We start from the raw sequence: 19532 nt of genomic DNA, 5'->3' as shown, positions 1-19532 counted from the left end.
CCGTCACGAACAGCGGATACCGTCGCACCAGGACGGCCTGCCGCCACACCCCAACGTCAGCAGACTGTCTTGTCTCTGGGGACCTTCGCGTCATTGACGTAACTCTCGACGGCCTTCTTGACGCATTGGTTACCAAGCTCCCACGCCGAGTGCCCGGCACCCCGCCAGGTCAGCAACACACCGGACTTGAGCTGGTCAGCCATCCACTCGGCCTGCTCGTAGGGGGTGGCAGGATCACCCGTGGCACCCAGAACCAAGATGGGTGCCGCCCCCTGAGCCGTCAGGTACAGCTGGTGAGCCGGGTGGGCCGTCCAGACCTCACAGGTCGGCGTCATCCCCAGAGCCTTGCCGAGGGTCGGCGCCTTGGCTGCCTCCTTGGGCCACTCCTTCCGGACGTGGTTCAGACCGAAGTCAGCCTGATCCAGGCAGGAGATCGCTGGGAAGGCAGAGACGATCGTCTCCCACTGGCCATCCTTGCCACGCCCGTTCAAGAAATCGGAGGCTGTCAGCAGGTAGCTGCCGTTCCCGTCCTTCATGGCACCACGCAAGGAACCCGCCAGGTAGGGATATGCCTCCTTACCCGAGTACAGGAACAAGGCGATGCCAGTCGCTGCCAGACTTTGCGTCAGGGTTCGGTTCTCGACCTTCAACGGGTGGGAGTCCAGATGGTTGAGGAAGTTCAGGGTGGTCTTGCGGACCTCGGCCTCGTTCTTCCCCAGCGTGCAGCGCTGCCCCTGTTTGGCGCACCACTTGGCGAAGTCGCCGAAGGCTCGGTCGAACCCGACGCTCTGGCTGACGGTGTCGTGGTTGGTGATGTTGACCGTAGAGTCCAGCACCATCTGCCCGACTCGCCCCGGGTACAGCTCGGCATAAGTCGCACCGAGGAAGGTACCGTACGAAATGCCGAGGTAATCGAGCTTCTTGTCGCCCACGAGATACCGCAGGTAGTCCAGGTCCCGAGCGGTGTCGATCGTCGAGACATGATCCAGCAGCTCGCCGGAGTGCGCCCTGCAACTGCGTGCGAAATCCCTCGTGCCGCGGCCGAGCGCCTTCCACTCGGCCTCATCGTCGGGGGACGCGTCAAGGTTGAAGAAGGCGTCCATCGTCTTCGCCGGGCCGCAGTCAACGTGGGTGGACTGGCCGGTTCCGCGCGGATCCCACCCGATGACGTCGTGGTTCGGGAAGGCGGAGGACTTGAAGCTGTCCACCATCTCCTGGCCGGAACCGCCAGGGCCACCGGGATTGACGAAGAGGGTCGCCTTCGACGACGACTCCGCTGGCTTGCGCTTGAGGGCCAAGGTAATCGCCGGACCATTCGGATCATCCCAGTCCAACGGCACGAGAACCTTGGAACACTGGAAGTTCCCGCACGCATGCCACGAAATCTTGCGCGACAGGTATCGGTTCATCCCCTTACCGGCTGGCGGCTTGCTGAACTGCTTGTCGTCCTGCGATGCGGGGTGCATGGTCTGGCGGTCCGGGCTCTCCGGACCCTCCAAGTGGGCATGGGCCTTGGGATCGAACGAAGCGACCGGAGGGTTCGGGTCAGCTTTCCCCTGGGTCGGCTTGACTGACGCCGTCACGGACGGCGAGGGCATGGGGCTCGGGGTGGCGGACTGCTGGGTCGGCGAGGCGGATTGAGTGATCGTCGGCCCCGAGGTGGGCTCCTCAGTGGTGCAGGCTGTCACCGAGAACAGGGAGCAGGCGACCAAGGCCGCGGCAATCGTGCGTCGTCGCGGATCGCGTCGAGTCATGGGGACCTCCTGGGTCTGGCATCTTTGCGCTCCTCTTGCAGCCGGCGTCGTCCAGCTGTCGAGCAGGCCGACACCAGCGGACAACCCGGACCGTCCGGGCCGCTGGCTTCTCCCAGGGCAGCCTCGAAATCGGCGTAATAGGGAGACTCGTAGCGCAGGCAGCACATGAGTTTGCCGCATGCCCCGGTCACTGCCAAGGGATTGGACGCCATCCCCTGCTCGGTGACGAGACGATTCGGCACCGACAACGGCTCGGGCAGGAAGGTCGCGCAACACAGCGGACGGCCACACGCCCCTACCCCGCCGACGGCTCGGGCGGTGTCTCGGCCGCGCAGCTGACGCAGGTCTATGCGTGCGTGCAGCCGTCGCGCCAGTGGCCCGACAATGGTGGCGAACTCAACCCGGTGGGGAGCGCGGAAGTACACCGCGATGAGGCGATCATCGTCGGACTCCACCAGGTCGATCGCCAGGACCTCCATCTCGACGCCGAGGTCCTCGACGGTGCGCCGAGCGGTCTGCAAGATCTCATCCCGGTGGTGTCGGTCCTGGGCCGCCGCGGCGACGGCCTCGTCATCGGCGACACCTGCGCAGACCGGCAGGGCCCCATCAAGAACAACCTCTTCCGGCCCCCACACACACCGACACACCAGCGGGCCGTCAGGGGTGGGGTAGAGCAGCCATGAACCCACCTCGACGTCGAGAGTCCCGACGTCGAGGTGGAAAAGTTGTCCGTATTCGCGGAAGGCGACCGCTACGACTCGGCTCAGTAGCCGGCCTCCTCAGCCTTCGCAGCGGCACGGCTGCGCCGGTAGGCGGCGTCAATTGACCAACCACCGGCGCCCAGGAAGAGCAGCAGAACACCGCATCCGGCTAGCAGGAGCTCCAGTTCCCCCTTGAAGCCCATGGTCTTGAAGATGGCGAAACTGCCCCAGAAGATGAAGGTCAACGCCAACACCATGATGATGATGACGCCGACTCCGGCGATGCGGGTGAACAGGCCGAGGATGATGCACACGGCAGCAATGCACTCGCAGATGCCGAGCACCCATACGCCGGTCTGGGCGTATCCGCTGGGCAACGGGAGGGTCTGCACGGCGCGCAGGGTCAGATCACGCTGGGTGAGGTGCTGGAACCCGTGGATGCCCAGGATACCGCCGACGACGATGCGGAACAGGAACATGCCCAAGGAGGCCATGGCCTTGTCGGTGGTGCGTTTGGGGGTCGGCTCAGCCACTGGCTCCGGCTCGGGCTCGGCATGGGCGGCACGACGCTGACGCTCAGCCTCGATCGCCTGACGGTCAGCACGCTCACGGGCACGCTGATCAGCCAGCTCACGGCGGCGACGCTCCTCCTCGAACTCACGATCATCAACGACGCGGGTCTTCTCGGTGTCGGGACGGAATACGTCGTCGTCGATGACGCTGGTGCGCTCCGAGTCCGCCGAATCGCTGGGCTTGATGACTTCAGTGCGGTTGGCATCGGCATCCACGCGGGAGGCCCCCGTCTGGATGACCCGGGTGGTCTCGGCGTCGGTGGAGTCCGCTGCAGTCCTCTTGATCGCCTTGCTCACGCTCAATCCTCACGACTTGGGGACCGCACCGAGGATACGGTACGGCACATTCACACTGTGCCACGAAAATGGCTCCGGCAGTGGTGCAACACACCGTTGTCATTCACTTCGTCAGGCCTTGACAAGTGGGATTCGCCAGAGAGCGAGCTGCTCCCGTCATGGCGATGAGGAGAGTTTCCATCACGAGCAACGGGGTGACGCCGTGCTCGAGGGAGTTCCTCGCGTCCAAGATGGCGTCGATGGTGGCAACGGTGTGTTCGGGGCTCTGGGAATGCGCCACCCGGTGCAAGGAGGCTGACCAGCCGGCATTGACCAGCCGAGCCCCTCGCAGAGCGTTCTCCTCCTCCGGACGTACTGCCCCGGTCTGGATGGCCAACACATCGCGGTGATAGGCGGTCAGCTCCGTCAGGACGCGATCCAAGGCGTCCCGCTGAAGTCGCTTCGACCGCGCGGCCTGCTGCTTCTCCAGATCCCGGATCGCAGCCTGTGCATTGCGCGGACGAGCCCGTGCGGAACCAAATCCCAGGGCCTTCTCCAGCTCGGCGCGCTCGGAGGCATCGGACTCAGCGGTGGCAGCGGCGGCCTCCTCGCTGGCCTGGTTGACGAGGTCCTCGGCTGCTTGCAGGCAATCCCCCAGGCTCCGCAGCCGGGTAGGGAGCTCACCGATGGCGTTGCGGCGCGCTCGAGCCTCCTCATCGCGAGCCAGACGGCGTGCCCGGCCGATGTGGCCCTGGCCAGCTCGAGCAGCCTCGGCGGCCATCTCAGGGGGGATCCCGTCACGTCGAGTCAGTAGGTCTGCCACAGCTTCGTCGCGCGGGGTGGCCAGATGGAGACGTCGACACCGAGACCTGATCGTCACGATGACGTCCTCAGGAGTGGGCGCGCACAGCAGCCAGACGGTCTTCGGCGCTGGCTCCTCGATGGCCTTGAGTAAGGCATCCGCGCCTCGTTCGGTAATGCGATCCGCGTCCTCGACGACGACCACCTGATGACGACCGTGCGCCGGGTTCATCGCCGCTCGTCGCACCAATTCACGCACTTCGTCGACACCGATGGACAGCGCCTCGGTGCGGACCAGGGTGACGTCCGGATGAGCGCCTGACAAGGTGGTTCGGCAGGCATTGCATTGTCCGCAGCCGTGCTCGGCGCACTGCAATGCAGCCGCGAAGGCCTTCGCCGCGTTGGACCGGCCCGATCCTGGCGGTCCGGTGATGAGCCAGGCATGGCTCATGGCGTGGGAGGAGCGACCCGGTTGCGACTCCGCCGCACGGCGCAGCACCTTGACGGCCTTCTCCTGACCCACGAGATCGGCCCACACACCGGTCAACACATCGCTCACGGGATCATCGTTGCAGATCATGCCGACACCTTCGTAGTGACGGCGTTCGATTGCTCACCGGTCGAGGAGTTCGCTCACCTGCTTGCTGACGGCATCGCGGATCTCCTCACGACGCTTCCGAGCGTTGAGGACGAGATAGCGCTCTGGGTGAGTATCCGCAAGGTCGAGGAAGTGTTGGCGAACCCGCCGGTGGAACTCCTCACCGGCCGCCTCCATACGATCCTTGGCGGCAATCTTTCCGGCCCCCTCGGAGGGATCAACGTCGAGCAACACCGTCAGATCGGGGACGAGGCCAGCCGTCGCCCAACTCGCGAGTTGGGCCACCTCCTCAGGATCGAGGACGCGCCCGGCCCCCTGATAGGCGATCGTCGAGTCGATGTAGCGATCACAGACGACGACCTTGCCCTCACGTAGAGCCGGCATGATCACCTGCTCGACATGTTGAGCCTTGTCAGCGTTGTAGAGCAGGGCCTCGGCACGCGGGCAGATCTCCGCCGAGTCGGGGAACAGCACCAGTTCCCGGATCCTCTGCCCGAGCCCGGAGCCACCGGGCTCACGGGTCATGAGATGCGAAATGCGCTGACTCGTCAGCCATTGGTCGAGTAGCCGGGACTGAGTCGTCTTGCCGGCACCGTCCCCACCCTCGAGGACGATGAAGAGGCCGCCCAGATCGCGTCCGGTGCGAGTCTGCTGATCAGTCATGGAGAGCCTTCAGAATCTTGCGACGATGCTGTGGCCAGTCGTCCCGGAACGATTGCCGGGATGCGGACATGGCCGCCCGAGCCCGCTCCACCTGACGTCCAGCCTCGAAAGCCTGCTCGGGAGACATCCCGGAGACGTCGACGTCCTCGGTCACGTTGTTCTTGGTCCGGGCCAGTTCCTTGACGACCGGGCGCAGCCGCTTGGCCACCTTCTCGGCTCGACCGGTGTCAAGGATGCCGGCGACTGCGGCAGCATGACGGGCAGACGTCTCGGCGGCCGCCCATCCCTGGGAGTCCTCGATGTCGTCGCAGACTGCCACCGCATGAGCGACCGACTCCTTGAGCATGCGCTTCATCGTCGAACGGGCGGGCAGGTCGGGATCAACAGTCACACGCGGCGACCGCGCCGCCGCCGTCATCTCCTCGAGCAACTGGTAGTACTCACGGGGCAGGCTGTGGATGCTGATGTGGCTGGGGTCCAGCTTCATCATCCGCAGACACAGATCCCGGGCACGATCGACCCATGGCGGATCGAGCAGACCCGACATCGCGTCAAGGGCCTCCGACAGCGCATGAATCTCCTTCTGGAGAGGCCGAATGGACCCATGAGTGCCGTCGTGGATGCTGGGAGCCGAGGTCGTCACCGGGTCGTACCCCATGCCAACCAGGTCAGTGCGGTCCGGGGACTCGGGAAGGACGCGCGGCTCGGTACGTTTCGTCTCAGTCGACCCGAGGTCCATTCCCTGGCACCGCGCGGCCAGGTCTGCCTCGACGACGTCGCGCAGTCGCCCGGCCAGCTGGGCCGACACCCACGCCTGCGTACCGGCACCGTCATGCAGATGAGGACGTGGGTAATCGGTCAGGGCTCCGGCACCCGGGCCCAGGCGGCGCAGCACCGAGGGATGACGGGTGACGGGAACCCCACCCAGAGCGAAGATGCGGTTGGTGAGCCATTCCCGCTGACCCTCCGTGAGACCCCGACGCGGGTTGATGGTCAGCTCGCGAACCCTCGACGTCGTCACCCCGGATTGGACGACGGCAATCCGGTCGTCGCGGATAAGGGCCAACTTGGTGGAGTCAGGGGCCTCCAGCATGGTCTCGTTGCGCTCCCAGGACAGGGCCGCCACCGGACACAGGGTCGCCCCACGCAAGAACGGACGAGCCAGGCAGGTGAAGTCCCGGGGCAGCTCACCGGCCGCGTCGAGGGCCACCGACCGAGCAACCGGAAGCCATGACGACCATTCCGGAGCGTCCATGTACCACTCTCCCAGCCCGTCGACGACGCGGTGAGCGATGACGATTCCCGATCTCAGCAGTCGGTGGTCCGGGGAATCGAGCAGGGTGACCTCGCACTCGATGGTGCGACGCGCCCCGACAGTGGCGACGGTGGTGTGCAGGTCGGGCGGAACCGGTCGAGCAGCCGTCCACGCCAACTCGAAGTACAACGGTTCGGTGCTTCCCGAATGCCACGCCGTGGTCATCTCAGCTTCCTGACGACGACTTCGCAGCTGCCTTCTTCGTCGTGGTCGACTTGGAAGACGTGGACCTCGAGGTGGACTTGGTCGTCGACTTCCTCGCAGTGGTCTTGCGGGTGGTCGTCTTCCGCGTCGTCCTCTTCTTGGCCGGGCCCTTGGCCCTCTTCTCGGCCAGCAACTCCTGTGCGCGCTCGGGGGTGATGGCCTCGACCGAGTCGTCCCTGCGCAGGGTCGCGTTGGTCTCGCCGTCGGTGACGTAAGGGCCGAAACGGCCGTCCTTGACGACGATCGGACGCCCGGAGGTCGGGTCCTCGCCGAGCTCACGCAGCGGCGGCTTTGCGGCCGCGCGACCGCGTTGTTTGGGCTGGGCGTAGATGGCCTCGGCCTGCTCCAGAGTGATGGAGAAGATCTCCTCTTCGCTGCCCAGGGAGCGCGAGTCGGTGCCCTTCTTGAGGTACGGCCCATAGCGTCCGTTCTGAGCGGTGATCTCGGCGCCGTCGGCGGCCGTGCCCACCACGCGTGGCAGGGAGAGCAGCTTGAGAGCATCGTCGAGGGTGACGGTCTCGAGATTCATCGACTTGAACAGGCTGGCGGTGCGCGGCTTCACCTTGCGCTTGGTGCGACGCTTCTTGCCGTCCTTGGTGGTCGTCTCGACGACCTCGGTGGCCTCGTCGTCGTCGAGCACCTCGGTGACGTAGGGACCGAAACGGCCATTGCGGGCCACGATCGGACGGTGGCTGTGCGGGTCCAGCCCGAGCTCGCGATCCTGACCGTTCGGGCTTGCCAGCAGCTCCTTGGCAGCCTTGATGGTGAGTTCGTCGGGGGGAAGGGCGTCGTCGACGTTGGCCCGGTTGCCCTCGGAGTCCTCGACGTAGGTGCCATAGCGACCCACCCGGACGACGACGGAGTCTCCGATCGGGAAGGTGCAGATGGACCGGGCGTCGATGTCCCCGAGCTCGGTGACGAGCTGGTGCAGTCCCTCGTGGCCCTCGGCGGGCGTCGGGACGTCACCGTCGTCGGACTTGGTCTGGCCGAAGTAGAAGGTCGAGAGCACCGCGACGCGGTCAGCGTTGCCGCGCGCAATCTGATCGAGGGTCTCCTCCATGTCGGCGGTGAACTGGTAGTCGACGAGGTTGGAGAAGTGTTCCTCGAGCAGCCTGGTGACGGCGAAGGCCAGCCAGGTCGGAACGAGGGCCGATCCCTTCTTGAAGACGTAGTCACGGCTGGTAATGGTGCGGATGATCGAGGCGTAGGTCGACGGACGGCCGATCTCCAGCTCCTCGAGTTTCGCCACCAGACTGGGCTCGGTGTAGCGGGCCGGCGGACGTGTGTCGTGACCGTTGGCCGTCACCTCGCGCGGATCCAGGTCCTGGCCCTGCGAGAGCTGGGGCAGGCGCTTCTGGGCGTCGTCGGAGGCTCCCTCGTCGACCGACTCGACGTAGGCGCGCAGGAAGCCGTGGAAGGTGATGGTACGACCGGATGCCGTGAAGGTGGCAGTCCTGACGTGACCGTCGGCAACGCTGATCGGGGAGGACGGGGTGGCGCCGATCGTCACCGAGAGAGTCTCGCCCTTGGCGTCAGCCATCTGGGAGGCCAGGGTACGCATCCAGACGAGCTCGTAGAGCTTGAACTTGTCGCCGGTCAGGCCGGTCTCGGCCGGGGTGCGGAAGTGCTCGCCGGCGGGACGGATGGCCTCGTGGGCCTCCTGAGCGTTCTTGACCTTGGAGGCGTAGATGCGCGGCTTGTCCGGGATGTGGTCGGAACCGTAGAGCTCAGCGGCCTGGCTGCGGGCCGCACGGATGGCCTCCTGGGACAGGGCCACCGAGTCGGTACGCATGTAGGTGATGTAGCCGCCCTCGTAAAGCTCCTGGGCCACCGACATGGTGCGCTGGGAGGTGAAGCCGAGTTTACGGCCGGCCTCCTGCTGCAGGGTCGTGGTGCGGAAAGGAGCGTACGGACGACGGGTGTACGGCTTGGACTCGACCTTGGTGACGGAGAACGAGGCCTTCTCCAGGGCCTTCGCGATGGTGGTCGCGGTGGCCTCGTCGAGGCGGCACACCTTGGAGGTGAGGTCGCCGTGGGAGTCGAAGTCGCGTCCGGCAGCGATCTTGGTGTCGTCCAGGGCGACGAGACGAGCGTTGAACTCATCGGACTTGGCGGCCAGAACGGCCTCCATGTCCCAGTAATTGGCGCTGGTGAAGGCTATCCTCTCACGCTCACGGTCGACGACCAGACGGGTCGCCACCGACTGCACACGACCGGCGGACAGCCGCGGAAGCACTTTCTTCCACAGCACTGGGGAGACCTCGTAGCCATAGAGACGGTCAAGGATGCGTCGGGTCTCCTGAGCGTCGACGAGGTCGGTGTCAAGTTCACGGGTGTTGGCGACGGCCTCGTTGATAGCCTTCTCGGTGATCTCGTTGAAGACCATCCGGCGCACCGGAACCTTGGGCTTGAGTTCGTCGAGCAGATGCCAGGCAATGGCCTCTCCCTCGCGGTCACCATCGGTGGCGAGCAGAAGTTCGTCGGACTCCTTGAGCAGGCCCTTGAGCTCACGGATCGTCGACCGCTTCTCCGGGGAGACGACGTAGATGGGAGTGAACTCGTCGTCAACATTGACGCCGGTGCGCGCCCAGGACTGACCCTTGTACTTGGCGGGCACCTCGGAGGCGCTGGTGGGCAGATCTCGCACGTGACCCTGGCTGGCTCGCACGGTGTACTTGGGCCCCAGGTACCCGGCAATCATCGTGGCCTTGTGGGGTGACTCGACGATGACGAGGCTCTTGGTCGGTGACATTCCTGCCTTCTCCGTTGACGTGATGTGGGCTGCCCCGAGGAGGACGGTCCGCGACCCAATGTAGCGGCACCGTCGCCGGTGGTCGCGCGTCAACCGTAACAACAGCCGTCGCATCGAGCACCTCGAGTTCGCTCGCAACGAGAACACCCTGCCCCCGACGAGCCTGTTCGGCCAGCCTGTTTCGGGCTGGACGGCAGGAGGTCGAGGGCAGGGCGCGTTCACATCCTGCGAGAAAGCCTCAGGCCTGCTTGGTGAGCTTGATGTGCCACTCCTCCGGGCCCTCGGTGAGGTACTCGATGCCGAGGGATCCATTGATCTGCTCGAGCTGGCTCAGCAGGGGCAGCGGATTGTGTGGGGCAATGAGAACCATCGAGGCGCCCGGCTGCAGCTGGGCGAAGGCACCGATGACGGCACCGTGGCGTATGGCGTGCGGAATGGTGCGCACGTCGAGCTCGGGCAGTCCGGCATTGCTTTCGCCACAGCTGCAGTGATGGGTCTCGGTGAGGGGGATCTCCTGGTGATCGGTCATCAGTTCTCCTTTTTGATGATTTACTCACCAAAAATAGCGCACCGAGGAACACCCCTGCCACCGGGGCTAGAGTGGTCATCGTCCACCGGTTCTGAAGGACTCAGGCAGCCTCGAGGATGCCGTGACGCAGGCACTCGCGGACCAGCGGGAGCACCTCGGCGAGGACGTCCTCATGGTCGACCTCGAGGATCGCCGAGACGGCGCCGGTGATCTGTCCCAGGGTGAGTTCCCCGTCGCAGGCTCCCAGCACCCCACCGGAGGCCGTCGTCATCTCCACGGCACGGCACAACCCTCGACGCTGACGCAGCACGATGTGCTCCGGATCGGTGGCCCCGGGGCGTCCGGTGGTCTCGTTGTCGACGTCAGAGGCAATACGCCAGCGCCGGGCCACCAGGTCCTCGTCACTCAGACGAGCCCAGGTGACGGCCTGGGCTCGCTGGGCCATCGTCCCTCCGATGGGTTGTGCGACCTGCCAGGGCCATTCCTCGAAGGACAGATCCGGCTCGTCGCGACCAGCCTTCGTCAGCGTGATCCAACCCAGGGAGACACCGGTGACGTCGAGGGTGTCGAAGTAGGACAGCCACTCGTCGTAGCGAGGACGCCATTGAGGGGATCCGTCGAGGCCGGCATCAGTGAGCCACGTCTCGATGTATTCGCAGACGTCGAGGTGTTCCCGCTCGACAGCCCACAGGTCACAGCCAGTCCCCTCGACCCAGGTGGCCAGTCGCTCGGACCACGGCTGATCTCCGATGTGGGCCCAGTTGGCGAGAACCTGAAGCATGCCGCCGTCGTTGAGGCGGGCAGGGGCGCCACGGACGACGGCTTCCACCAGGCCGTCGCCGGAGAATCCGCCTTCTCGGTAGACCAGACGCTGACCGTCCGGGCTGGGAGGGGCCATGACGTATGGCGGATTGGTGACGATGAGGTCGAAAGTGTCATCTCCAGCAGGGTCGTAGAGGGACCCTTCCCGAATGTCCACGTCCGCATGGGAAAGACGGCACGTGAGTTCGGCCATCTGAAGGGCTCGTGGATTGATGTCAGTGGCAACGACACGGTCAGCGTGGCGAGACAGGTGCAGGGATTGCACGCCACATCCACAACCCATGTCCAGGGCGCTCCCGACATGGGTGGGAACGGCCATCTGGGTCAGGGACACCGATGCCGGCGAGACGCCCAACACGTAGTCGGAGCGGGTTTTGGTGATGACCCTGTCCAATCCCGGGGTGAGGTCGGAGACAGTCCAGCCGGAGGCGCCGTCGTCGGGAGAACCGTAGGGACGCAGGTCGACCAGGGCACGGACCGTCGGCCCGTCGACGCTCACGATTCCTGCCTCGGCGAGGGTCTCCAGTGGCAGTGGCGAGAGCTGCTCGGCGGGGACCTGCTGTTGAAGCAGCCAGAGCCGGATGGCCCCAGCCAGCGGATCGGTGCGACCCACGAGGGCCCGGGCGGCCGGGGTGGTGCTGTTTCTCGTCAGTCCGAGCTGCCCGGGGTCCCCGATGGCGGCCATAACGGGGTCCGTGAGGAAGCCGATATCAATGAAGGTGTTCCGCAGCTGTTCGATCTCGTCGGCGGTGAGGTGTCTGCCCATGGTGGCAATCTTGGCGCGTGGCCGTTCCATCTGTCCCGTCGATACCCGACGGCAGGACTGTGTCACGACTGCTGGCCAGCCCCCAAGTGGTGCACGTCGATCATCGTGACGCTGCGTCTGGGCGCACCTGTGAGTGGCCGTCATGGCTGCCCGAGGATTGTCGCAAAGCCGTGGAGAAGGCCGGCATCTCACACCCGTGGGAGCATCAAGCGCTGCTAGCAGAGTTGGCGAAAGCCGGACACCACACCGCCATCTGCACCGCAACGGCATCTGGCAAGACCTTGGCCTACCTGTTGCCCATCATGGCGGCGACGGCGTCGACGACTCCGGTGCTGCCTGACCCGCCCACCCCGAATCTGTCGGCCTCCCTGCGCGATTCCCTGAAACGCAACAGCGCCTTGTATCTGGCCCCGACGAAGGCCCTGGCCCACGACCAGGACCGGGTCTGTCGCGAGATCGGGCCGCGCAACTGGTTGGTTTCCACCCTCGACGGTGACTCCGACGACGCCGAGCGTCGATTCGCCCGGGAGCAGGCCCGGTACGTCCTCACCAATCCAGACATGCTGCACCACACAGTGTTGCCCTCCCACTCTCGGTGGGCCTCCCTACTGGGAAGTCTGAGGTATGTCGTCATCGACGAGGCACATCGGTACCGCGGGGTCTTCGGGGCCCACGTGGCCCAGGTCATCCGTCGGCTTCGCAGGCTCTGCCGGATGCACGGGGCTGATCCGGTCTTCCTGCTGTCGAGTGCGACGTCAACGAATGCGGCTGAGGCCGGGGCGCGTCTGCTCGGAGTGGAGAAGGTCGATGTCGTCGACGAAGACTGCTCTCCCCATCCGGGACGCGACGTCGTGCTGTGGCAGCCGGCCGAGTCGGTGTCCAGCGACGCCACCGGGTTGGTGGCGGACCTTGCCGACGCCGGGATGCAGACGATCTGTTTCGTCGCCTCACGGTCACTGGCAGAGGTCATCTCTGCCCACGCCCAGGACCGGGTGACCGGTGGGGCGTGGATCGCCTCCTATCGCGCCGGATACCTGCCCGAGGATCGTCGAGCCATCGAAGCCGGGTTGCAAAACGGATCCGTGCGAGCCGTGGTGGCGACGAACGCCCTGGAGCTGGGGGTGGACGTCTCGGGGATGGACGCCGTCGTCATCGCCGGATATCCCGGACGACTGTCGTCCCTGTGGCAGCAGGCCGGTCGCGCCGGCCGGTCCGGACGTGACGCCCTCGTCGTCCTCATGGCCCGGGAGAATCCGCTGGATCAGTACCTCTTCAACCACCCAGAACTGTTGTTCTCCTCGTCGGTGGAGTCGACAGTCCTGCATCCAGACAACCCTTATGTCCTCGGTCCGCATCTGGCTGCGGCCGCCCAGGAGGCCTACCTCTCCCCTGCCGACGAGGAGTTCTACGGGTCAGCCTTCGCCGGAATGTGCGAGATGTTGGCAGCCCAGAAGGTGCTGCGACGACGTGGGAATCGGCTGTTCTGGACCCGCCCGGGGCGAGCTGTCGACGCCATCGACCTGAGATCGGCAGCTGGCAAGGGGATTGACATCATCGATCGGTCCACCGGTCGAGTCATCGGGGTGGTCGACGAGGCCGCCGGGGATCGAACGGTTCATCCGGGAGCGGTGTACCTGCACCAGGGCGACCAGTGGTTGATCGACGAGTATGACCCCGCCGAGCACTACGCCCTGGTGCACCAGGGTCTGCCGGGCTACTGGACCCAGCCACAATCGGCGTCAACGGTACGCATCATCCAGGAGGAGAAGCGCCGAGATTTTGGGCCGGGCTATGTGGCATGCGGGCAGGTGGAACTGACCGAACAGGTCGTCGGATATCTGCGTCGCGACGAGATCACCAATGACGTCTGGGACTCCACAGCCCTGGAGATGCCCACCCACACCATGATCACCCAGGCGTGCTGGTGGGTCATCCCTGACGAGGTCGTCGACAAGCTGGGACTGGATGCGGTTCATCTGGCGGGGGCGGCTCATGGTTGCGAGCACACCGCGATCGGGCTGTTGCCGATGTTCTCGCCGTGCGATCGGTGGGATGTCGGCGGGGTGTCGACGGTCATGCTGCCCGATACCGGGGTGTGCACCATCGTCATCCACGATGGCCAGGCCGGTGGGGCTGGTTTCGCGCAGGCCGGTTTCGACAAGGCCGAGGAGTGGTGGCATGCGACCGCTCTGCGGCTGGCCCAGTGTGAGTGCGAGTCGGGGTGTCCTGCCTGCGTCGTCTCGCCCAAGTGCGGTAACGCCAATCAGATGCTCGACAAGGCATCGGCGGCCGCGTTGACAGCGGAGATGGATCCGCTGGGAACCTGATCTCAGTTCAGACGTCGCCTGCCACCCCGGCAATACCTGTCGGATCGCTGGACGATGACCGCCGGTGCGGCGATGGAGTAATCCCCCAGGGTCTTCGACCCTTCCTCCGCATGAGCGAATTACCTACTGAGAATGGCACCCAGTGACGACGGTGATCCGCCCCAGCTCCATGACGAGGTCACGAATTACTGCGGTATCCGTGCACGATCACCTGGCTGATCATGACCGCGACGCTGGGGACGGATCACTGACGGTCTCGACGTCACACGTGTTCTTCCTTGCCAACCTCCTGTTTCCGGCTCACTCGACCGGGCCGGCTCGAGAGGTTTTCACCACCGTCGTGGGCATGCCAGGCAACTCCCATCCGCGGTGGAGCCTCATCCCCACATCGACGATGACGGTGAACCCCGTCGGTCCACCACGCACCTCACAAGCCATCAGCTGAGCTCCGTTCGCCCGCACCGTCTGATACGCGACCGGACATCCCGACTCACCGAGGGCTTCAGCTCGTCCGGCCGCCAAGGAAGCCATGTCGGCCACCTCCTCAGCGCGATGACCGGCCGACCACCATCCCGTCACCAGGATGGACAGCCAGACCGCCGCGACGAATCCCACCCCGGCAGCCGCCAGTATCACGGTTCCCGAGCCTCGTTCCCGGCGCGCATCGCGACCACCGGACGAGCAGCGATGACACCACCTCCTCATGACTCCCCCGGTTCCATCGGCGAGCGCGCCTGACCGCGCAGATGAACCGGTCCGAGCCGTCCCAGGGACCGATCAACCTGGACCGTCACCTCAACCCAGCCACCCGAGGACCTGGTTGACACCTGCGCCCCGGTCGGGGCGTGTCTCTCGGCCTGACGTGCCGAGGCTGTGTCGCCACGAGCCACTTGGCGGGCCACCTGGGCAGCCGTCGTGCGACAGGTATCCTCGACGACCACCAGCCCCACCACCCAGCAGCTGGCCACCACGACCAGGGCTGCCGTGATGAGACTGACGGCCATCTCGACCGTCACCATTCCCCGCGACGCGTTCTGTCCGGATCGCCGCGAGGAGCGACCCGGCGTGGCGGACGCCCGTTGACGCCCACCACGACGAGTCAGCCTGATCACGGCAGCATGCCTCCGGCCTTGCCGATGATGCCGACGACCAGCTTGAGCAACTTAGTGAAGACCTCCTGGTGAGTGACGATCTTCAACATCACCAGGGCGAGGGCGACGGCAGCAAGAATGCCGACGGCGTACTCTGCGGTGGCCATGCCGCGATCGATGAGTTTGTTGCGGGCTGCTCGGTATCGTCCCCGAGCTGATGGTTCCACCGCAGCTTCGGTTGAACCAACCAGGTCGAGGGACCTTGCAGAGATGACGGGTTCAGTCGTTGGGTTCTTCTCAGACACTGTCGTCTCCTGTCTGTTCTTGCGGCCGGACCACTCCCGGCCGAGGTGAGGCCCACGCCTCACACCTTCAGTTGTCGTCTGAACCCTCGAGATCCGTCACCTTTTTCATTTCTGTGGACAACCCCCGCACGACCGTCTCAACCCCTTGTGGATAACCACTTTTGCCATGGACATGACGATGCCGGCCGCACCCTCAAGCACGGCCGTCACCCTCGTCACACCACCCCGAGCACCATCCCGGCGATAATCGGCACCACCCCAACCAGCAGGAAGGCTGGGAGGTGACAGCAGACCAGCGGGCCGATGGCGTCGACGCCGGCCTTGCGTGCCTTCTTCCCCGCCTGCTCGGCAGCAGCGATCTGCAATTGCGCGGCGTGGGCCGACAACAGCTCACTGACACCCTCGCCCGAATCAACGGCTCGTGAGACGTCCTGAGCCGGATCTCTCCACACCGGCGCCGACGCGAGGACGCTCCAGGCCTTGGAATCCGGAACCCCAGCAGCCAGGGATGACGCCAACCGGCGCAAGTCCTCAGCACAGGGCCCGTCCAAGGATTCCGCCACCGTCGTCACCGCCGATCGCAAGGGCAGGCCGGCCTCCATCGCGCTGGAGAGCATCATGAGGGTTTCTGGCAGTTGGGCCGCCCTCCGCTGCTCCTCCCGCCGATGCGCAGAAGACTCCAGCCGCCCAGATCCCCACCACACCACGGCTCCGGCAGCCCCGGCGACCACTACTGCCACCGGGAAGGACCAGGAAACTGCGGCCATGACCCCGCACCCGGCCGCCAGGCCCGCCACGACCCGAACCTCGGGAGCGGGGGCACCGCTGCGAGGGGCAAGCCAGGCCGGAGAACGTTTGCGAGATTTCGTTCGAGATTCCCCCGCTGGTAGGACGATCAGCCAGGCCGCTACTGCAGCCATCACCATTGCTGGAATCAGCGTTCTGTCCACATCGATGTCCGTCATGGCAGGGCCTCCCTCGCCACACGATCCGCCAGGGACTCGCTCCACAGCACCCCGACACAGGCCAGCAGGGTCGCACCCACCAGGCAGGCCCTCCCCAACCAGGTGGTCGTCAGGAAGACCGTCGGGCGCGCCCCGACGAGATGTCCCATGAGCAACCCGACGAAGGGCAGCAGGCCCATGATCCGTCCAGACGCCCTGGCCGCGGCGAGTTCGGAGTCCAAGGTGGCTTCCAGGCGAGCCCGCCGAGCGGTTCCTTCCGCCACTGACTTGGCAGCTGGGGCGAGTGGAGCACCCGTCGTCGCGGCCAACTGCCAGGCATGGGCCAGGGGCACCAAACCCGCCATTCCCGGTTGACGGGCGGTCGCGATGAGGGCGTCGGGAACACTTCCTCCCACCGCTTGGGCCCTCTTGGCCCGGGCCAGCACCTCGACATCGTCAGCAACGTGGTCCAAGGCCATGGCCGGGATCTCCCCGACCGACACTCGGCCTGCCAGGGCTCTCGTCGCCCGAGCCACTTCCTGTCCGCCTCTGAGAGTCTGGGTTCGTCGTCGCTGTCTCCGCACGACGATGAACACCGTCCCTCCCACTGCAGTGGCCATGACGGCCCACACCACACCGCTGATGCCACACACCAACCCGACGGCCACAATCCCGGCCGGCACCACTGACCAGGCTGGCGGGCGTCGTCCCTCTTGTCGTCTCATGGGAGGCGGGACCACCATCCACACCGCCACACCCATGAGGGCCGCGGCCGCCACGATCATCATGGGGCCACCTCCGTCCCCAGCAGCTCGGACAATCTCCCGGCACCCGCACCGAGGCTCGTTGCACCATCCGCGTCCCATCGCACGGCTGGCAGCACAACTGCTCGACCGTCGACGTCAGTGAAGACGCCGATCTTGGCCACCCGTCGCCCTGACGATCCCCGTTCCAGGTGGATGACGGTATGCAGGGCTGCGGTGATCTGGGCCGAAGCCGCGTCTCGCGACAGGCCGCCCAGGGCGGCAAGGGCCTCCAGACGAGCTGGCACCTCGGCCACACCGTTGGCGTGCACCGTCCCGCATCCGCCCTCATGACCCGTGTTGAGAGCCATGAGGAGGTCCCGCAGTTCGGCACCTCGCACCTCTCCCAGGACGATCCGATCGGGCCTCATGCGCAGGCACTGCCGCACCAGGTCCGTGAGGGTGACGGAACCTTTGCCCTCGGAATTGGCGGCCCGGGCCTCCATCGACACCCAGTGCGGATGGTCTATCCAGATCTCCCGGGAATCTTCGACGATGATCAGCCGCTGATCCGCTGGCAGACTCGTCAGCATTGCCGACAGCAGGGTCGTCTTGCCGGTTCCGGTGCCTCCAGTCACCAGGAAGGCCAGCTTGCGGATGAGGATCTCGTCGATAATCTGTCGGCACCCCGGGGTCATCGATCCCCAGGCCACCCAGTCGTCGAGGGACAGGTTACGTCGCGATGGCACGCGCAGGCTGAGACAGGTTCCCGGTCGGGCCAGGACGTCGAGGACGGCATGAACTCGGGTGCCGTCAGGCAACCGGGCATCCACCCACGGGTTGCCGTCATCAAGACGACGTCCCACCGCAGCTGCCAGGCGCACCGCCAACGCCCGCACTTCCTCTGGTCCACTGAAGGTGACGTCGGTCAGTTCCAGCCCCTTGCCGCGGTCGATGAACACTTGGTCCGGGCCGTTGACCAGGACATCCGTGACCCCATCGGTCACCAGGAGAGGCTCCAGACGGCCCGCCCCGGTACTGGTCCGACGCAGCTCCTCGACGACTGCCAATACCGTCTTGTCGGAGGCCACCCGACCGCAGTCGAGGATGGCGTGGGCGACGTCCATCGGCGTCCAGTCACGGCCAAGACCTGCCAGCCGACGACGCACCGGCTCGACCAGCTGACGGTCTGGCTCGTCGCCGCTCATGCGCACATCACCATCTCAGCCAGATCCTGGCACCGGCGACGCCATCGTCGAGATGCCACCACCCACGGTGCCTCGGCGTCGCCCTGCCCACGAACCAGACGGCGGTCATCCCTCACCACGACGTCCGGTCGGACTCCCAGTACCGACTCGATGTCCTCGTCACACATCGATCGCCCAGGGCCACGCCTGACCACCAGCAGGTTGGGCAGGTCCTGGCCTCGCGCGGTCATGACAGACCTGAGATCGGCGGCGACCACACCGACCCTGACGTCAACCGACACCTCCGGGGCCGACACGTGTCCTGGATCCACCACGACGAGATCGTGATCCCCCGACAGGGAATCCACCACGGCCCGGCGCGCCGCTGGAGGCACCTGGGCACCCACCCTTCCCGCGCTGACCACCTCGACGCCGTCAATCGATGGCAGGTGGGACCCCAGATCGGTGGTCACTCCACGCGCCGAGGCCAACTCAGGCCACCGCCACCCGTCCGTCCTCTCGATACCCAACAACAGATCGATCCCGCCGGCGTGAGGATCGAGCTCGACCAGCCCGACCTTCATCCCTGATCTCGCGGCAGCCCATGCCAGTCCGACCGCCAGGGTGCTCACCCCGGTGCCGCCACCACTCGAGTCCACCTGCACCACCGTGGCCTTCGCGGTCGCGGCCATTTCGTCATGGAGGATCTCGGTGAGCACCTGGTTGGCCCGCGGCACGACGATGACGCTGGCCGACAGTCCTGCCGACCACCGTGCAGCCTCCTCGGCGTCGAAACCGACGACATGGGTTCCCGGCCGAGCCGACAGGCCCCAGGCCATCACTGTCCCGGCCATGTCGGCACCCACGAGCAGGGGGCCGTGACGCGACCATGCCCGCGCCACGGCGTCCCGATCTGCCACGACCTCGACGACCACCCCGCCACTGGCCGCCACCGACCCGACGACTTCGGACAACCGGCTGTCTCGACTCACCAAGGCCACGGAGTTGGCGTCCGGGGCAGCGTCCTCGGCGGGCTGGCGCGGCGCCAGGTCCCGTCTTTCTCCAAGAATCCTCATACCTTCAGTTGTCGTCACAGGACGCGAAACCTGTCACCGAATCCTGGTTCTGTGGAAAACCGTGGCGAACCGCCGAGGAACCCCTGTGGACAACCCGGCCTCAGCA

17 protein-coding genes are annotated in these 19532 nt (G+C 65.9%); 1 reads left to right on the top strand and 16 read right to left on the bottom strand.

The features are described 5' to 3' along the window. Nucleotides 1-56: 56 nt before the first annotated feature. The 9 genes from ACP8ML_RS01380 to ACP8ML_RS01340 all read right to left on the bottom strand — a co-directional run bounded on the left by ACP8ML_RS01380 (nt 57) and on the right by ACP8ML_RS01340 (nt 11783). Nucleotides 57-1499, bottom strand: a complete 1443-nt coding sequence (locus tag ACP8ML_RS01380; RefSeq protein ID WP_171048673.1) for an alpha/beta hydrolase — start codon at nt 1497-1499, stop codon at nt 57-59. Between the two features lie 251 nt (nt 1500-1750). Then, the gene (gene ricT, locus ACP8ML_RS01375; protein ID WP_486702994.1) at nt 1751-2443 is read right to left on the bottom strand and encodes a regulatory iron-sulfur-containing complex subunit RicT; all 693 of its coding nucleotides are present in this window, start codon (nt 2441-2443) and stop codon (nt 1751-1753) included. Between the two features lie 74 nt (nt 2444-2517). Beyond that, nucleotides 2518-3324 (bottom strand): DoxX family protein, encoded by an 807-nt coding sequence (locus ACP8ML_RS01370; protein ID WP_016666861.1) that lies wholly within the window; start codon nt 3322-3324, stop codon nt 2518-2520. A 103-nt stretch (nt 3325-3427) separates the two neighbouring features. Next, entirely contained in the window at nt 3428-4663 is a 1236-nt protein-coding gene (locus tag ACP8ML_RS01365; protein WP_486702993.1) for a DNA polymerase III subunit delta', read from the bottom strand. Nucleotides 4664-4717: 54 nt separating this feature from the next. Further along, nucleotides 4718-5365, bottom strand: a complete 648-nt coding sequence (tmk, locus tag ACP8ML_RS01360; RefSeq protein WP_016666859.1) for a dTMP kinase — start codon at nt 5363-5365, stop codon at nt 4718-4720. Further along, nucleotides 5358-6845, bottom strand: a complete 1488-nt coding sequence (locus ACP8ML_RS01355) for a hypothetical protein (RefSeq protein ID WP_486702992.1) — start codon at nt 6843-6845, stop codon at nt 5358-5360. Before ACP8ML_RS01355 ends, tmk begins: the two co-directional genes overlap by 8 nt. A gap of 1 nt (nt 6846) precedes the next feature. After that, nucleotides 6847-9636 carry a type I DNA topoisomerase gene (gene topA / locus ACP8ML_RS01350; protein WP_117189770.1) on the bottom strand — a complete coding sequence of 930 codons (2790 nt, stop codon included), beginning with the start codon at nt 9634-9636 and terminating at the stop codon, nt 6847-6849. A gap of 238 nt (nt 9637-9874) precedes the next feature. Next, nucleotides 9875-10165: a DUF2249 domain-containing protein gene (locus ACP8ML_RS01345; protein WP_004810388.1), complete on the bottom strand. Its 291-nt coding sequence runs from the start codon at nt 10163-10165 to the stop codon at nt 9875-9877. 100 nt (nt 10166-10265) lie between these two features. Next, nucleotides 10266-11783: a methyltransferase gene (locus tag ACP8ML_RS01340; RefSeq protein ID WP_016666856.1), complete on the bottom strand. Its 1518-nt coding sequence runs from the start codon at nt 11781-11783 to the stop codon at nt 10266-10268. Here ACP8ML_RS01340 and ACP8ML_RS01335 point away from each other — a divergent pair. Continuing rightward, a complete protein-coding gene (locus tag ACP8ML_RS01335; RefSeq protein WP_249361341.1) occupies nt 11771-14080 on the top strand; it encodes a DEAD/DEAH box helicase in 2310 nt (769 codons plus the stop codon). The two genes, ACP8ML_RS01340 and ACP8ML_RS01335, sit on opposite strands and share 13 nt — an antisense overlap. 300 nt (nt 14081-14380) lie before the next feature. On the opposite strand, the gene ACP8ML_RS01330 is transcribed toward ACP8ML_RS01335, so the two are convergent. From ACP8ML_RS01330 to ssd, 7 genes are all read right to left on the bottom strand, one after another. Beyond that, nucleotides 14381-14785: an Rv3654c family TadE-like protein gene (locus ACP8ML_RS01330; protein WP_081302639.1), complete on the bottom strand. Its 405-nt coding sequence runs from the start codon at nt 14783-14785 to the stop codon at nt 14381-14383. After that, nucleotides 14782-15099 carry a TadE family type IV pilus minor pilin gene (locus ACP8ML_RS01325; protein WP_117189772.1) on the bottom strand — a complete coding sequence of 106 codons (318 nt, stop codon included), beginning with the start codon at nt 15097-15099 and terminating at the stop codon, nt 14782-14784. The genes ACP8ML_RS01330 and ACP8ML_RS01325 overlap by 4 nt, the downstream gene beginning before the upstream one ends. A gap of 89 nt (nt 15100-15188) precedes the next feature. After that, on the bottom strand, nt 15189-15476 hold the full coding sequence (locus tag ACP8ML_RS01320) for a DUF4244 domain-containing protein (protein ID WP_004810383.1): 288 nt from the start codon (nt 15474-15476) through the stop codon (nt 15189-15191). Nucleotides 15477-15691: 215 nt separating this feature from the next. Beyond that, nucleotides 15692-16441, bottom strand: a complete 750-nt coding sequence (locus ACP8ML_RS01315; RefSeq protein WP_065673338.1) for a type II secretion system F family protein — start codon at nt 16439-16441, stop codon at nt 15692-15694. Continuing rightward, on the bottom strand, nt 16438-17208 hold the full coding sequence (locus ACP8ML_RS01310) for a type II secretion system F family protein (RefSeq protein ID WP_016666852.1): 771 nt from the start codon (nt 17206-17208) through the stop codon (nt 16438-16440). The genes ACP8ML_RS01315 and ACP8ML_RS01310 overlap by 4 nt, the downstream gene beginning before the upstream one ends. Next, on the bottom strand, nt 17205-18371 hold the full coding sequence (locus tag ACP8ML_RS01305; RefSeq protein WP_486702991.1) for a TadA family conjugal transfer-associated ATPase: 1167 nt from the start codon (nt 18369-18371) through the stop codon (nt 17205-17207). The genes ACP8ML_RS01310 and ACP8ML_RS01305 overlap by 4 nt, the downstream gene beginning before the upstream one ends. Continuing rightward, on the bottom strand, nt 18368-19426 hold the full coding sequence (gene ssd / locus ACP8ML_RS01300) for a septum site-determining protein Ssd (RefSeq protein ID WP_065673336.1): 1059 nt from the start codon (nt 19424-19426) through the stop codon (nt 18368-18370). Before ssd ends, ACP8ML_RS01305 begins: the two co-directional genes overlap by 4 nt. Nucleotides 19427-19532: the final 106 nt, after the last annotated feature.

The organism is Cutibacterium sp. LaCa_255 (assembly GCF_057458005.1).
Note: the sequence above shows the minus strand (reverse complement) of the source record. Positions and strands in the feature narration are given on the sequence as shown.